This is a genomic window from Vibrio phycocola (assembly GCF_053850235.1).
In genome coordinates, this window is the sequence record NZ_JBSQDJ010000012.1 from 74,225 (window position 1) to 88,821 (window position 14,597).

Consider the following 14,597-nt stretch of genomic DNA (forward strand, 5'->3'; position numbering starts at 1 on the left):
ATATAATAACTGGCATTCCGCTTGCAATCTCTTGTCATAGGCATCGCATATTCTGCAACGAATGTGCGAACGGATTAACCTTTGAAAAGGAATTTGAATATGACCAGTAACAATTCACTGCCACAATCCAGTGGTGGTTTTTGGAAAAATTTAGAGTTATGGAAAAAAATTGTCGTCGGCTTGATATTAGGTGTCATCGTTGGCGCAATCATGGGGCCAGATGCTGAAGCACTAAAACCAATTGGAACCCTATTCATCAATGCCATCAAAATGTTGATTGTGCCATTGATATTCTGTTCATTGGTTGTCGGTGTTACCTCGATGGAAGACTCTCGTAAAATGGGCCGAATCGGCGCGAAAGCGATTGCTCTCTATCTTGGAACGACCGCCGTCGCAATCACCATCGGTCTACTGCTTGCCGCTATTTTAGAGCCGGGGTCAGGTCTAAATATGGTCGCTCAAGATACAGGTGCTACTGGTAAAGATGCGCCACCACTTGTTCAGACTTTACTCAATATTATTCCTAAAAACCCTGTTGGCGCACTCGCTGCTGGTAACATCTTGCAGATTATTGTTTTCGCAATTGGATTAGGTATTTCACTGAACCTAATCGGCGAAAAATCGAAGCCAGCGGTTGCTGTATTTGAGAGCCTAGCAGAAGCAATGTATAAGCTTACCGAACTCGTGATGAAGTTTGCTCCATACGGTGTATTCGGCTTAATGGCTTGGGTATCAGGAAAATATGGACTCGATATCCTTCTTCCTCTAATTAAAGTGATTGCGGTTGCTTACTTAGGATCGATTCTTCATGTACTCGTATTCTACTCTGGCGTTGTCAAAGTATTTGGACGCCTTAACCCAACTCGCTACATCAAAGCTCTGACTAATCCAGCAGCAGTTGCGTTTACCACCACAAGTAGCTCTGGTACTTTACCTGCAACAATCAAAGCGGCTCGTGAAGAACTCGGTGTCTCTAAAGGGGTTTCAAGTTTCGTACTGCCTCTAGGAGCAACCATTAACATGGATGGTACCGCTCTTTACCAAGGTGTCTGTGCGCTGTTCATTGCTCAAGCCTTTGGCATTGACTTAGAAATGTCTGACTATATGGTCATCATCTTAACCTCAACACTTGCTTCTATTGGTACAGCTGGTGTTCCAGGTGCTGGTCTAATTATGCTATCACTAGTCTTAACAACTGTTGGTCTTCCTATCGAAGGGTTGGCAATCGTTGCGGGTATCGACCGTATTCTAGATATGGCTCGTACAACTGTTAACGTGTGTGGCGATATGATGGTATCTCTACTTATTGCGAAGAGTGAAAAAGAACTGGATGAATCTGTCTATAACTCTGAAGCTAGCACCGATAAAGTAGCAAACGTTTAATATTATAAACAATCCCCAAAAAAGCAGTCGAGATTGAACTTGGCTGCTTTTTCATTTTTACTACCATTCGACATTAGAAAATTCACACAATTTTTGCCACACTCGCTCCGCAGCAGGGGGCAACTTCGCTTGCGAACGATACGCATATATTTCAGCGATCATCGTGCTATCGCTATCTAACTCATCAATGACTACCAACTGCCCAGATTCTAACTGCTTGCGAATGGAGTGCTCAGGTAACCACCCAATGCCTTCTCCTTGTAAGACCAACTCTTTAACCAGCTCGGTCATCGATGACGAAAAAATCGGCTTTAATTTATATTGGTTACTGACCTCTTTTGTAAGCCTTCCCATAAAACTCCCACTCGAGTGCATAACCCAAGGGGTAATAGACTCACGTGAAAGGCGATATATAGGCTCAGAACTCTGATCCACGCCGGTAACACAGTAGATTCTCGATTGCCCAAGTCGATGAGCAACATAAGACTCAGTATGAAGTTGAGGGTTTTTATAACTCAACATTAAATCGCACGCGCTCTCTTGAAGCATACTCACCGCATCGTCAATATCGATTGCTCTAACATCCAGAACAACCGCTTTTTCCTCAGTAAACAAATTGAAGCGCATCAAGGGAAGAATATCTGTCGCAATTGAATGCCCCGCAACCAGACTCACTTTTTGATTTCCAAGCACTGTTAGGTCGTTCAACCTTTCAAGTTCGTCCTCCAGTTGAATCAGTATGCTACGTGCACTGGTACGAAACTCGATACCGTTACTGGTTAATGAAACCGGTGTGGTATCTCGATTAACCAATAAGCAGCCAACAGCATTTTCTAACGATTGAATTCGGCGGCTAAACGCGGACTGAGTAACATTTCGCTCTGCAGCGGCTTTTGAAAAGTTACGCAGTTCCGCGAGCTTTAAAAAATCCATGATCCATTTCGTTTCAATATTCGTCATGCTACCACCCTATGCATTTATTGCATGAGTATGTCAATTATTTCATTTCTTAACAACGACGAACTTTGATAAATTTCGTTTCAAGCAAGGAGTTATTATGAATAAAAAACTTGGCATACTTGGCGGAATGGGTCCAATGGCAACGGTTGATTTTGTTAGACGCATCGTCGACAAAAGCCCGGCAAATTCAGATCAAGAACATATCCCTATGATTATATCGAATAACCCAACAATTCCAGATCGCACAAGATGCATTCTCGAACAGGGCGAAGATCCACTGGAAGTATTAAAAAACAATCTTGCCTCTCTAACAGATTCCGGTGCAACAAAAGTCGTTATTCCATGCAATACCGCGCATTATTGGTTGGACAAACTGAGCACCACCAATGCCTCTTTTATCAGCATCATAGATACAGTGACAAACGAAGCGATACGACGACAAATGAAGTGCATCGGTATTCTCGCCACCAACGCGACCATTAAAACCGATATCTATGCCGATGCGATTCGTGAAAACGACATGGAAGTACTTACCCCAACCGAAGCGGAACAGAATCAGGTGATGGAGGGCATTTATGCGGTCAAATCTGGAGATGTAGAGAAAGGCAGACAACTTATGGAGCCAATTTTTGATTCACTGATCGCACGCGGTGCCGATGGCGTAATATTGGGTTGTACTGAGATACCACTAGCATTCGATTCTCTTTCTAGTGATAAAAAGGAAAAGTCTTTGGACTCTTTGGATCTCTTAGCTGACCAATGCGTGCAATACTATTATTACGAAACATACACAAACGTAGAAGCGGCCTAAGTTAACTAAAAACAGGGTCTTCTCCTGAAATACAGTAGCCGTTACGCCCATTTTGCTTCACCAGATACATGGCTTCATCGGCGCTTTTCACCAATGTATCACGGTCGTTTCCATGTCTTGACGTTAGCACAACGCCCAAACTCGCCCCGATAACCACGGGCTCTGATTGGCTGATATTGATAGGTTTAATGAGATTTCTCAATATGGTCGAAATCACGTTTTCAACGGATAGAGGATCGACATCATGTCGAAGAATAACAAGAAACTCATCTCCCCCCCAACGACATACCAGATCTTCACTGCTTACCGATTCTTTTAAACGTATTGCGGTTTCAATAAGTACCAAGTCTCCAGCTTCATGGCCAAATTGGTCATTCACCGGTTTAAAATGATCGAGATCGATAAGTATCAGCGCGCATTGGTGTTCTGGATCTTGAGCCTCAGCAAGCAAGTCGATCATATTTCGCTCTGCTGCTCGTCGGTTGTAAAGTGTTGTCAGTGAATCAAACTCAGCTTCAAATTGATGTTGCTTCTCTCGCATTGCTCGTTCTGAAATATCGTACATCACCAGTTCAATTAACTGATTTCCTTGGTCCTCTGACGCTAATGAAAATAGACAATGGAACCATCGACGCTCTTCTAAACGACTATTATTAAGCCGGAAATCTTCTGCCATTACGCAGTCGTTCTGGCACACTAATGTTAATGTTTCATTCATTCTATCGGGGTTAATGAACATATCTGCCAAGGGTATCGCCGAAATACTTTTATGTTTTGAATTTACATAATGCTGAACAAGGTGATCGAACGATTCATTGCAAAGCTCTACATACCCTTCTGGTGTCACCAATGCAATCCCAACACTTGATTGTTCAAAAAGCAAACGGTAGCGACGCTCTACTTTCTCAATTTTATTCCTAAGTGTTTTTTCCCGCTCTAAAGTGTCATAAATTGATGTTAATAGCTTATTTGAGTGATTAACCAACAGACCAATTTCGTCGTTAGGATTACGGTGAATATACGTGAGAGTTTTATCTGTTCCTGGCGCAGCTTGATCAACAGCCTTCTTCATTTTAACGAGCGGGAGAGTCAGCTGCCGGTGCACCAGAAAAGTCACCATGGACACCACTATTGCAGAGTAGAAAAAGAGGATCACAGAATACAGGATGGCGATCTCTTTCGCGTTATTTTCAATCAAGCTTTGGTTGGGAATAATGGTTAGTCGGCCAACAATATCGTCGACTAGAAAAGGAGAAGGTAACTCAAAAACGATGGGTAAGACCGAAGACTTAGAATTTGACGTACCACTCTGTTCTGAAAAATCATTATCATCTTCGATACTCGCAATATCCACAATATCATTTTTAGCTAAGCCACTAACAACCTCTTGGGCGAGTTCTTGATTATTGAGATAGGCAGAAATAGCTGCGTTACTTTCAACGGTGTGAGCAAGCTGAGTTATTCGAGAGTTCTGCTCTGAGATTTCTTTTGTATACAGTTGAAAATAAAAGAAAATAGTTAGAAATAATGTCAATAATAGCGTCAATAGAAACACAGAGCCTGCGACACGGTACGCAAGTGTGTTTTTAAGACTATTCCACACGAAAAACTTCCTTCACCGACGAATCGAGAAAATCACTATCGATATAACCGATTGCATTTGGATTCTCCTGAACGAGCCGTCTAATTTCTTCGGATCTATTTGCAATTCTTGGTGGGGTTGCTCTACCGGTAAATAGCAGTCGAGCCCAGTACGCATTAACTTGAGCAACACTTTTATTTACCAGTGAATGATAGAACTTTTGTCTCACTTTAGAGTCCGTATTTTGATCCAAGGTTATGGTTTTTAATCCATTTGGAAAAGCATGAGTTTTACCCATATATAAATCGATAAGTTCACGTTTTGAAAGCGTTGATACATTATTTTCAGAGTTAACAATCACAGCAATCTCTCCGGCCTGTACCGGAAAAAATGTGTGGATCACTATCAACAAAAATATGGCTAACTTTTTCATAATCAAAATATAAAGCTGCAGTTGAGAGAATAAGTATCGAGCGTCACCGAAGTTGTGTTGACGGAATCAAAATTCCACAACTCACCTCCATAAGGTTCTACCCACGTGCGGTCCCATTGTACTGTCAGCGAAAGGTTGTTCACTACATCCCAACTCGCACCAACAGATAAACTTTTTTGATCGAATGTTGAACTGTAGATGCTCGAGACTGCATCTTGTAACGATGATAAAAACACAGGCGCATTTGATGAAATACTTCTATCATCAACGGGTTCAACAAAGCCTCCTAATATAAATGGTGTGATGCTTTCCAATCGTCGAGCGACACTCAAATATCCGGTGTAAAATGTTGGGAACACTTTACTCTCGGTATCGGCATAACTCAGTTCAGATTGTGCGACCCAATCCCCGTTATCATATAACCCACCAAGAGAAGCATATGTTACCGAAGTACCGTCAACTTCTAAGTCAGAAGAAATGGAGTCAGCTTCATTCCAGAATGCTGACGATTGATCTAAGGCATCTCTCAACTCGTTGATAAAATCGACATCTGACGCTAGCGTCGCGTTTGCTAACGCAGCATGGAGCGTCCAGTTATCTTGGCTGTAACGCAGTGTAGTTCCTACTAGTGATTCATAATCAAGCTTGACCACATAACCTGCCATTTCTGACGTCTGAGTCGTACTTCCTCCGTATAAACTCACCTGAAGGTGCCCAAGATCGGTTGGAACACGATAGCCAATTTCAGCACCGTCGTAATAATCCATACCAAACGCACCATAAAACTCCAATGAAGCATGGGCCCAAGGGTAAGCGTAACCAACGTTTCGATACTCTGATAGCATGTAGACATCAAGCCCAAGCCTACCTATGCGCGCATAAAATTCATTTGGGGAATATTTAAGGAAAGCTCGTTCAATATTTTCTTCAAGATCATCATCATATCGATTTCTAAAAACGAGCTGCACGCTGGCTTCAAGAGAGTCGGTTATCGAGCTATCTAATTGCAATCCAAAAAGTGACTCATCCCAAGATACTTTATCGGTACTGATGTCTCTGGATAAATAGTCAGGTGTGTATATTTCATCATTGCCGCTTTGAGTTATTGCTACCGTGCCAAAACCATGTACACGAAACCGCTCTAAATCTAATTCACTACTAAATACAGATGTAGATATCGACAGTGCGCCAGAGGCGAGCAGCAGAACTTGCGTTTTGGTTATGTTAAAGGATGAGTATTTTAAAGGGCTCATAATGCAGTTTGGCGACCGAACATAAGTAAGCCTAAACAATTTTTTAATCTAACCATATGCTTAATCTCACTTACTTGAATAGAGGAATAAATAGATAGCACCCTAAAGCGCTATGTTTATAAAAAGTATAATATAAATTTCTCTTTTCGCCAGAAATTGCCACATCAATTCCCTTTAAACCAAGCCTTTAGACCAAGTCCTTAAACCAAGCCCTAAACCAGACCTCCATACATTGCATAAAAAAACCTCAGTGCTTCATCAACACTGAGGTTTCCTTTTCAAGAGAACGGTTTACATTATCTGAGGAAGAATCAGCAACCCTAATGAAGTGATAATAGTCCAGATAAACCAAATGAAGGCCATGAACCCCCAAACATGTTTCAGTTTCATGCCTACCAACGCAAGCGCTGGAATCACATAAAGTGGCTGAATTAAGTTGGTGGCTTCATCACCAAGAATAAAGGCATTAACCACAGTCGGAATATCAGCACCGATACTTAGAGCCGCATCAATAAGAATTGGACCTTGGATAATCCATTGCCCACCTTGAGATGGGATAAACAGATTCACTACTGACGCCGAAATATAAGAGAATAAAGGAAGTGTACCTGGCGAAGCTGACTGAATAAGGAAGTTTGCCATATCCGTTGCAATACCAGATGCGGCCATTAATCCCATAATGCCACTATAGAATGGGAACTGCAGCATGATGGGGGCGGCTGACTTGATCGCATCGCCAAATGCCTTAGTAAATTTGACTGGTGTACTGTATAAAAATACATTCAAAATCAAAAACATAAAAATAACAAAGTTGAAGTTCAACGAATTTAGGAAGCCTTTACTCGCAATTGACTGTCCAATAATAAATAGCCCTGCCGCGCCCAAAATATACATAATAACGCGGTTGTTATTCATCTTATCCGCAGGGGTTTCATCTTCTACTTCTTCTTCTTTCTGCGCTTTGATTTCGCCTTCATAGCAAATGACATCAGATTCAGGCGCCTTGGTCATAAGCGTAATCATTACGGTGACAAACGCCAGCAAAAAGAACAAAGCTGTATTAACTGGATTATACGTTGTCTCGCTTTGCGGCAATACTCCGACTTTATCGACAAGAAAATGATCCGAGCCCGCCAGTAAGGCGTATGCAGATGCACTTGGACACCAAGACTGACCCAGTAACATTGTCGAATAACCCGCCGCAATAAGAAGTGGGAAATGAAGCCCTTTCACACTTTTCGATAAATACATTGCTAAGATTGGCGTTAGAATTAAAGAAAATGACCAGTTAATCACACTTGAAGCAAGACCAAATACAAGCAACACAATAATGGCTGCCACTCGGCTTTTTACTTTAAGCGCGACTTTTTCTAACCCCACAGAAATAAGAGGTGACTTCGCCGCAGCGCCACATACCATCACCATAAGTGACATTTGAAAAGCAAATCCATTCATTGCCCATATTTTACTATACCAGCCATCAACCAAATCATTGGCCGAAGTACCCGAAATCAATCCCATAGCAAAAATAACAATGCTAAGAATGATGCAAAATACGAATGAATCTGGAATATATCGATCGGCGGCAAACTGAAACTTTTTCGAAAAATTCCAGAGAAACGATCCATTGTTTTGAAGTGTCGACGTTGTAGTGTTCATACACTCTCCATAATATAAATGTAGGGTTTATTTCTTATGATTTATTATTACTATTTATAATTTACTTATTATTTTTACTAATTTTTGTTAAGTTAAAACTATATTTAACTCGTCAAAAACCCCCACATGATTACTCATATATAGGAATAGAGAGATCGTACAGAGACGTATTTAGACAACAAAGTAAACATAATAAGAATCGCGATGGTTAGAATTAAATTATCATTCAATTCAAAATTCATCATAAAGTTTTAGAATTATAAATAACTGGGTTTTAGTCACTAAATATTAGTAACACACCCTTCATATATGGAAAGCATGTTCTTATCTATAAAATGATATTGATTTACATTTAACTCAATTTATTATTCGATCAATCTCAAATTACAGCACCAAAGGCAGTGTAGAGCCTACCAATAACGCCGCCATTACCCCATTAAATAAACGAATATGCGTCGGGCTTTTAAGTAACTGACTAATTTGCTTTCCAGCAAAAACCCAAGTCGTACACGATGGAATGTTGATCGCGACAAATGTCAGCGTAATTAAAATCAAACCATACATCGAAGCTTCTGGATTATATAAACTCACTGCGGTTAGCGCCATTGACCAGCCTTTTGGGTTCACCCATTGAAACATTGCAGCAGATAAAAACGTCATCGGCTTATAGTCTTGATTTTCCAATGATGGTTTGCTCGTTGCAATTTTAAACGCCAAATATAATAAATAGACAATACATAGGCTATTTAATATCTGATGCAGAGCTGGAAAATGCTCAAATAAATTTTGAACTCCGATACCAACCAAAAACACCATCATCCCAAAGCCCAGAGCAACCCCTAAAATATGAGGAATGGTACGGCTCACACCAATATTGGCACCCGATGCCAATAACATCATGTTATTTGGCCCTGGAGAAAAAGTAGACACAAAGACGAAAAGAGCCAGAGCAATAAAATGGTCGAACATTATGACGTTCCTTTATTTAAGTAATCAAGATAGATAAAGAATACGTAGTAAATGACGCAATTTCGTGTTTATATTGTTTAACAAAGTTGATATTCAACAACAAATGGTCGATATGGATAAGTTTAACGAAAGAATCTTGCACGAGCTTCAACTCAACGGAAAATTAACCAATGTCGAGTTATCTGAACGTGTTGGTTTATCACCTTCAGCAACGCTAAGGCGAGTTCAAGAACTAGAGCGAAGTGGCATCATTAAGGGCTACCGTGCTGTGGTTGACAAACAGAAGTTGGAAATCGGGTTTGTTGCTTATGTTTCAATCGGTTTATCTGATCACGGTAAGAAAGCGCAAGTCGCATTTGAAGAGCATGTTCAATTTATTCCTGAAGTGGTTGAGTGCCATAATATTACCGGTATGAACGAATACCTGATTCGAGTAGAAACAAAAGATTTACACACATTTAAGCGTTTTCATGCCGACGTATTAGGTGAATGTCCTCAAGTACGTTCCATTACCACTATGGTTGTAATGGAATCGACCAAAGATGAGCGCTAAAACTCGACTAGCCAGTAAAACCGCGAGAATTTAATCGATCATTTTTACCACTATTTGCCAAGACAATGTTCTGAAATCGAGCTAAAGTAGCGGCTTTAGTATTCTCGCTTTCGGTCTGTTATGAAATCCCTATCAGCGCTCTTTACTCACATTCCAATGGGTTTGAAATATATTTTAATTTCGACCCTTGGATTTGCCTTTATGTCAGCAGCCGTTAAATGGGTGAGCATTAACGGTATCCCAGTTTTTGAAATTGTCGCCGCCCGCGCGCTCGTTTCTCTTTGCATTAGCTACCTAGATGTTAAGAGAAAAGGCATCTCTATTTGGGGAAATAACAAACTGCTTCTGTTGGCTCGAGGGACTGTGGGCACACTCGCTCTGATGTGTGTCTACTATGCGTTGACGACAATTCCATTAGCAGAAGCGACCATTTTGCAATATACCTATCCCCTATTTACTTCTTTGCTCGCGGTGGTGTTTTTAAAAGAGCGCATTCAAATGACAACGTTAATATGCATCGCTGTTTCATTCATTGGTCTATGGTGTGTTATTCAGCCTTCTCTTGACCATCAAACAGCTCATCAATTACCGCTTTTTAGTGTTGGCATGGCACTAATGGGTGCGTTTGGTAGCGCTATTGCTTATGTGATTGTTAGAAAGCTCAGTCAAACAGAAGATAGCTCGGTAATCATCTTCTATTTTCCGCTGGTTGCACTTCCCTTTTCGCTCTTCATGATGGGCGACAGTTTTGTTATGCCAGATTTCAACTTAACGATACTTCTAGTTCTGGTGGGAGTGTTTACTCAAATGGGACAGTTCGGGCTGACTAAAGCCATGAAAACCCTCACCGCTGGTAATGCATCGGCATTGGGGTACATTCAAATTGTATTCACGACAATCATTGGTATCGTGGTCTTTAATGAGATTCCGGTGGGGTGGACCTACTTAGGAGGCGCACTTATTATTATCGGTGCTCTCATTAATGTGTTCGGCCCTAAACTGCACCGAACTCTTCTTGGGAGAGATGTGTAATGCTGAAAATATCAAACTCTGTGTCGATTCCCGATAGCGAGATTGAAATGACCGCGATTCGCTCAATGGGAAATGGCGGGCAAAATGTGCAAAAAGTCGCTTCCGCCATTCATTTGCGCTTCGATATACACGCATCGTCACTGCCTGAGATATATAAAAGTCGGCTACTCGGATTAAATGACTCTCGTATAACCAAGGAAGGCGTGATCATTCTTAAAGCTCAGGTTTATCGGACTCAAGAACAAAACCGAATGGATGCGTTAGCGCGTCTCAAAGAGATCATTACCGCAGCGATGGTTGTTCAAAAAACTCGCCGCCCAACCAAGCCAACACGTTCTTCTAAATTAAAACGAATGACTGGGAAAAAGAAGCAAGGCCAGAAAAAAGCGCTAAGAAGAAGAGTCACCGATTAGTTGACCCGCTACAAAGCACCCCTCGATACATACTGCTATTTTAAATCTCAATTAGAGTCTAAACCGTATAGGATCCTATTATGAGCAAGCTTCAAATAAGCTCTATTTACGACAAGATTATTAGTGACGATGACGCTCGCGCCTGCAAATCGATCCCCGAATCTGCCTGTAAAGAAGTCCCGGGTAACTTTGTAAAAATGATTCTCGCTCAATTCCTAACTAAGATTGGCGATGCATTAATTAACCCCAAAGTCACGCTACCGTGGATTTTGCAAAGTTTAGGTGCGCCCGCCTATTTAATTGGTTGGCTTGTCCCGATCAGAGAAGCCGGATCTCTATTACCCCAATTGGCCATTGCCAGCTATATTCGTACTCTTCCAATCCGAAAATGGACATGGATTGCAGGCAGTGTTCTTCAGGCCCTCGCCATGTTTGCGATTGCCCTAAGTGCCTTTTATCTTGAAGGGGCAACAGCGGGTTGGACCATCATCGTTTTTCTAATCTTATTTAGCTTTTCCCGAGGCTTAACATCGGTTGCGGCTAAAGACGTATTGGGCAAAACGATTCCGAAGAGCCAACGAGGGCAGGTAAATGGCCTTTCGACAAGTTCAGCTGGTTTTGTGACTCTCATCCTCGCAATATTGATGATGATTTCAACATGGTTTAACTGGCAAGCAGGTCACAGTTTCTATGCTATAAGCCTTGCTGTGGCTGGATTCATATGGCTTGCCGCGTCATTCGTTTTTGCACAAATTACTGAATACCCAGGAGAAGTCGATGGTGGCAAAAACGGCTTATTAGAAGCCATAAAGCAGCTATCATTATTGAAAACCGACCGTGCTTTTCGCCATTTTGTTGCCACACGTACCCTGTTTTTATGCACCGCGCTTAGTGCGCCGTATTATGTTGTACTGTCACAAACCGCCCTTGGAAATCAAATTTGGCTGCTGGCATTTTTCATGTTCGCAAGTGGATTAGCTTCATTTGTGTCTGGACCGTTTTGGGGGCGTTTTTCCGACCGCTCAAGTAAACAAGTGATGGTCATTGGCTCATCTTTGAGTGCGGTCGTCGGTGTCATTCTTTTTCTAAGCTACTTATTAGTACCAAATTTACTCAGTACCGCATTTTGGTTGCCATTGCTTTATTTTGTTGTCTGTATTGCACATGATGGTGTACGCGTAGGACGCAAAACGTATTTGGTTGATCTTGCCGATGGGAATAAACGAACCAGCTATGTGGCGGTGAGCAATACCGTCATCGGAGTCATGCTTCTACTGGTGAGTTTATTGGGAGCACTCGTATCAATACTTGGTATTCACGGACTCGTGCTCTTGTTCTCTTTTATAACTTTTTGTGGTGTCGCAATGGCGAAAGGCTTACCAGACGTATCACGCTAGGCAAGTCTCCATCGTTATTCTCATATCCAGTATTTCGCTGAGTATGGGAGCCGATCGAGGAAGTTATGCCGCCGAACTTCCTTGATCAGAGAAAAACAGTGGGTACTTTTGTCGAATATGACGCTGCTCCGCAACCATATCTCGGAAACTCAGCCCTTTATCGAGTTTAACCACCACTTCTCCATTATCAAAGCGAACAATCGAACCTTCAATGCTGACTTCTTGATTGCTATGTAGACGAACCGTACCCGACAAACGCAATCCTCGATATAAGTTAGTAATATTATTCATTACCACTCGAATTCCACGCTCCGAACTTTCACAAACATGAAAGAATTGATCTTCAATTCTCATCACTGGGCGTGCTCTTTTAGGGTATTTTAGTCGGTAATACTGACGTCGCTGAACTCCATCAAAGCTGGTCATTCAATATTCTCCTTTCTTCAACAACGATTGAGTTATTGGGTAATTACATATCTGAATACCTGTTATATCGACATTAGCTGAAAAAACTAAAGTAAATATTTCATAACCTTATCAAATAATTCAACATCACCACCGGAGGCTTGTGCCACTATTCAAATAAACCTAGACTGTAATCCTGATTAGGAGACACAAATGAAATCTTTAGCGAACAAAATACTATCGGGTCTGACTCTTTTTCTAGCGGTCTTTTCGGCTAATGCAGCCAGTGAACGTGGGCAAACAGCGTGGGAGTGGATTGAGCAGGGAGCAACAATTTTAGATGTCAGAACACCGAGTGAATTTGCGTCTGGTCATATAGAGAATTCACATAATTTACCACTTCAGGAAATCCCTTCTCATCTAACCAAGCTCGACAAATCACTCGCCTATGTCGTTTATTGCCGTTCGGGGAACCGTTCTGGCCAAGCCTATAAATTACTGAAGCAAGCTGGATTTGAAAAAGTACACAATGGCGGTGGTATTAACGAAATGCGTCAGTCAAAACCTCAATAACCTTTGCCTGTATCTATGGGTATATAAAGATTAGCGCGCATAGATTGGAAAAAAACCGTAAAGTCACCCTTCTCTTTTACGGTTTTTTGTTTGGCAAGTTACAATTTAACTGCCTCAATCGATTCTACATCACAATGACAACCATCGATTCGAGTAATTGTTTGAGGTTCAACGATTTTCCAGCACTGATTTTTATCGAGAGGTTCGGAAGCCAGTGTCATATTCCCATCATCACAACGAATAAACACCGTAGGGGGAATTTCATCACTTGAATAACGAACAACCCAAAATACTTGTCCATTGGAAATGCATATTGACGCTTTAAATGGGTCCACAATTCCCTTGTCGTGACAGGCTTGTTCAATTTCTTTGATTGTCTGTTTAATTGCTTTAACTGGGGCTTGATACAGGCCATTTTTAATCATCAATAAGAAAATCAGTTCGCTATCAGTCGACCCTTTCTTTTGAATATAAAGCTCTTCCGGCAGCAAACGCTCCAGCACAAACTTCACTTTTTCAAACTCACCTATCTGTCCATTATGAAGGAACATCCATTGACCAATAATAAATGGGTGGCAATTAGCTCGAGAAACTTGGCTTCCCGTTGATGAGCGAATATGAGCCATAAAGCGATGAGAACGTATATGGTGAGCCAGTGAGCGCAGGTTTTCATCGCCCCATGCAGGCAGAACTTCGTGAAATTGCCCTGGCGTATTTCTTTCGGTATACCAACCTAGACCAAACCCATCAGCATTAACTCGGGTTATCGCTTTTCTTGATTCGAGACATTGATGAATAAGCGAGTGCTCCGGCTTATAAATCACCTCGTCCATATAAATAGATTGCCCTTGATAGGCTAACCAACGACACATACTTTATAGAGCTCCTGCAATGGAAGACATATAACTCGTCAAAATAAACGTAATACTATCATTAAAGAATGCAAATAGTGCGCCGCAGATCTAGCGAATCACTTTTCACGGCTCTTTTATACGATAAACACGCATTCCATTATCATTCGCCCCCCTAATTTAATAATTGAGTCATAGTTGCACTAGTACTTGATCTTGAAGTTGCACCAACCCTACCCAGCTATTGCTTGAATTGAAGGCAGTTCACATACATTTCAGCTTCAACTTATCTATTCATTCACTTTATTCATTACGAAAATTAT

General features: G+C 41.4%; 15 protein-coding genes. 7 read left to right on the forward strand and 8 right to left on the reverse strand.

Going from position 1 to position 14,597, the window contains the following annotated elements:
* The first annotated feature begins 99 nt into the window (after positions 1-99).
* The gene (locus tag ACWU4D_RS15850) at positions 100-1,383 is read left to right on the forward strand and encodes a dicarboxylate/amino acid:cation symporter (RefSeq protein WP_456052421.1); all 1,284 of its coding nucleotides are present in this window, start codon (positions 100-102) and stop codon (positions 1,381-1,383) included.
* A gap of 60 nt (positions 1,384-1,443) precedes the next feature.
* Here ACWU4D_RS15850 and ACWU4D_RS15855 read toward each other — a convergent pair whose 3' ends face one another.
* A complete protein-coding gene (locus tag ACWU4D_RS15855; RefSeq protein WP_456052422.1) occupies positions 1,444-2,343 on the reverse strand; it encodes a LysR substrate-binding domain-containing protein in 900 nt (299 codons plus the stop codon).
* A 97-nt stretch (positions 2,344-2,440) separates the two neighbouring features.
* Between ACWU4D_RS15855 and cuyB the strand changes: the two genes are divergently transcribed.
* On the forward strand, positions 2,441-3,154 hold the full coding sequence (gene cuyB, locus ACWU4D_RS15860) for a cysteate racemase (protein WP_456052423.1): 714 nt from the start codon (positions 2,441-2,443) through the stop codon (positions 3,152-3,154).
* Position 3,155: 1 nt separating this feature from the next.
* Here cuyB and ACWU4D_RS15865 read toward each other — a convergent pair whose 3' ends face one another.
* From ACWU4D_RS15865 to ACWU4D_RS15885, 5 genes are all read right to left on the reverse strand, one after another.
* Positions 3,156-4,757 (reverse strand): diguanylate cyclase domain-containing protein, encoded by a 1,602-nt coding sequence (locus ACWU4D_RS15865; protein WP_456052424.1) that lies wholly within the window; start codon positions 4,755-4,757, stop codon positions 3,156-3,158.
* On the reverse strand, positions 4,747-5,097 hold the full coding sequence (locus ACWU4D_RS15870; RefSeq protein WP_456052425.1) for a hypothetical protein: 351 nt from the start codon (positions 5,095-5,097) through the stop codon (positions 4,747-4,749). Before ACWU4D_RS15870 ends, ACWU4D_RS15865 begins: the two co-directional genes overlap by 11 nt.
* Before the next feature lie 74 nt (positions 5,098-5,171).
* Complete coding sequence (locus tag ACWU4D_RS15875; RefSeq protein ID WP_456052426.1) at positions 5,172-6,422, reverse strand: hypothetical protein; 1,251 nt, start codon at positions 6,420-6,422, stop codon at positions 5,172-5,174.
* 291 nt (positions 6,423-6,713) lie between these two features.
* Entirely contained in the window at positions 6,714-8,081 is a 1,368-nt protein-coding gene (locus ACWU4D_RS15880; RefSeq protein ID WP_456052427.1) for a short-chain fatty acid transporter, read from the reverse strand.
* A 384-nt stretch (positions 8,082-8,465) separates the two neighbouring features.
* Positions 8,466-9,053, reverse strand: a complete 588-nt coding sequence (locus ACWU4D_RS15885) for a LysE family translocator (RefSeq protein WP_456052491.1) — start codon at positions 9,051-9,053, stop codon at positions 8,466-8,468.
* Between the two features lie 109 nt (positions 9,054-9,162).
* On the opposite strand from ACWU4D_RS15885, the gene ACWU4D_RS15890 reads away from it, so the two are divergent.
* The 4 genes from ACWU4D_RS15890 to ACWU4D_RS15905 all read left to right on the forward strand — a co-directional run bounded on the left by ACWU4D_RS15890 (position 9,163) and on the right by ACWU4D_RS15905 (position 12,445).
* The gene (locus ACWU4D_RS15890) at positions 9,163-9,603 is read left to right on the forward strand and encodes an Lrp/AsnC family transcriptional regulator (RefSeq protein WP_456052492.1); all 441 of its coding nucleotides are present in this window, start codon (positions 9,163-9,165) and stop codon (positions 9,601-9,603) included.
* Positions 9,604-9,723: 120 nt separating this feature from the next.
* Positions 9,724-10,635 (forward strand): DMT family transporter, encoded by a 912-nt coding sequence (locus ACWU4D_RS15895; RefSeq protein ID WP_456052428.1) that lies wholly within the window; start codon positions 9,724-9,726, stop codon positions 10,633-10,635.
* Positions 10,635-11,048, forward strand: a complete 414-nt coding sequence (arfB, locus tag ACWU4D_RS15900) for an alternative ribosome rescue aminoacyl-tRNA hydrolase ArfB (RefSeq protein WP_456052429.1) — start codon at positions 10,635-10,637, stop codon at positions 11,046-11,048. The genes ACWU4D_RS15895 and arfB overlap by 1 nt, the downstream gene beginning before the upstream one ends.
* Positions 11,049-11,128: 80 nt before the next feature.
* Entirely contained in the window at positions 11,129-12,445 is a 1,317-nt protein-coding gene (locus tag ACWU4D_RS15905) for an MFS transporter (protein ID WP_456052430.1), read from the forward strand.
* Positions 12,446-12,508: 63 nt separating this feature from the next.
* Here ACWU4D_RS15905 and ACWU4D_RS15910 read toward each other — a convergent pair whose 3' ends face one another.
* Positions 12,509-12,871, reverse strand: coding sequence for a PilZ domain-containing protein (locus ACWU4D_RS15910; RefSeq protein WP_456052431.1), 363 nt, complete (start codon positions 12,869-12,871; stop codon positions 12,509-12,511).
* 192 nt (positions 12,872-13,063) lie between these two features.
* Here ACWU4D_RS15910 and ACWU4D_RS15915 point away from each other — a divergent pair, with 192 nt between their 5' ends.
* Positions 13,064-13,423: a rhodanese-like domain-containing protein gene (locus tag ACWU4D_RS15915; RefSeq protein ID WP_456052432.1), complete on the forward strand. Its 360-nt coding sequence runs from the start codon at positions 13,064-13,066 to the stop codon at positions 13,421-13,423.
* Between the two features lie 98 nt (positions 13,424-13,521).
* Here ACWU4D_RS15915 and ACWU4D_RS15920 read toward each other — a convergent pair whose 3' ends face one another.
* Entirely contained in the window at positions 13,522-14,295 is a 774-nt protein-coding gene (locus tag ACWU4D_RS15920) for a class II glutamine amidotransferase (protein WP_456052433.1), read from the reverse strand.
* Positions 14,296-14,597 lie beyond the last annotated feature (302 nt).

What these genes read in the sequence shown, in the direction of transcription:
- ACWU4D_RS15920 (WP_456052433.1), bottom strand. Translation starts at nt 14,295, where the DNA reads ATGTGTCGTTGGTTAGCCTATCAAGGGCAATCTATTTATATGGACGAG.
- ACWU4D_RS15890 (WP_456052492.1), top strand. Translation starts at nt 9,163, where the DNA reads ATGGATAAGTTTAACGAAAGAATCTTGCACGAGCTTCAACTCAACGGA.
- ACWU4D_RS15905 (WP_456052430.1), top strand. Translation starts at nt 11,129, where the DNA reads ATGAGCAAGCTTCAAATAAGCTCTATTTACGACAAGATTATTAGTGAC.
- ACWU4D_RS15915 (WP_456052432.1), top strand. Translation starts at nt 13,064, where the DNA reads ATGAAATCTTTAGCGAACAAAATACTATCGGGTCTGACTCTTTTTCTA.
- cuyB (WP_456052423.1), top strand. Translation starts at nt 2,441, where the DNA reads ATGAATAAAAAACTTGGCATACTTGGCGGAATGGGTCCAATGGCAACG.
- ACWU4D_RS15855 (WP_456052422.1), bottom strand. Translation starts at nt 2,343, where the DNA reads ATGACGAATATTGAAACGAAATGGATCATGGATTTTTTAAAGCTCGCG.
- ACWU4D_RS15895 (WP_456052428.1), top strand. Translation starts at nt 9,724, where the DNA reads ATGAAATCCCTATCAGCGCTCTTTACTCACATTCCAATGGGTTTGAAA.
- ACWU4D_RS15910 (WP_456052431.1), bottom strand. Translation starts at nt 12,871, where the DNA reads ATGACCAGCTTTGATGGAGTTCAGCGACGTCAGTATTACCGACTAAAA.
- ACWU4D_RS15880 (WP_456052427.1), bottom strand. Translation starts at nt 8,081, where the DNA reads ATGAACACTACAACGTCGACACTTCAAAACAATGGATCGTTTCTCTGG.
- arfB (WP_456052429.1), top strand. Translation starts at nt 10,635, where the DNA reads ATGCTGAAAATATCAAACTCTGTGTCGATTCCCGATAGCGAGATTGAA.
- ACWU4D_RS15875 (WP_456052426.1), bottom strand. Translation starts at nt 6,422, where the DNA reads ATGAGCCCTTTAAAATACTCATCCTTTAACATAACCAAAACGCAAGTT.
- ACWU4D_RS15850 (WP_456052421.1), top strand. Translation starts at nt 100, where the DNA reads ATGACCAGTAACAATTCACTGCCACAATCCAGTGGTGGTTTTTGGAAA.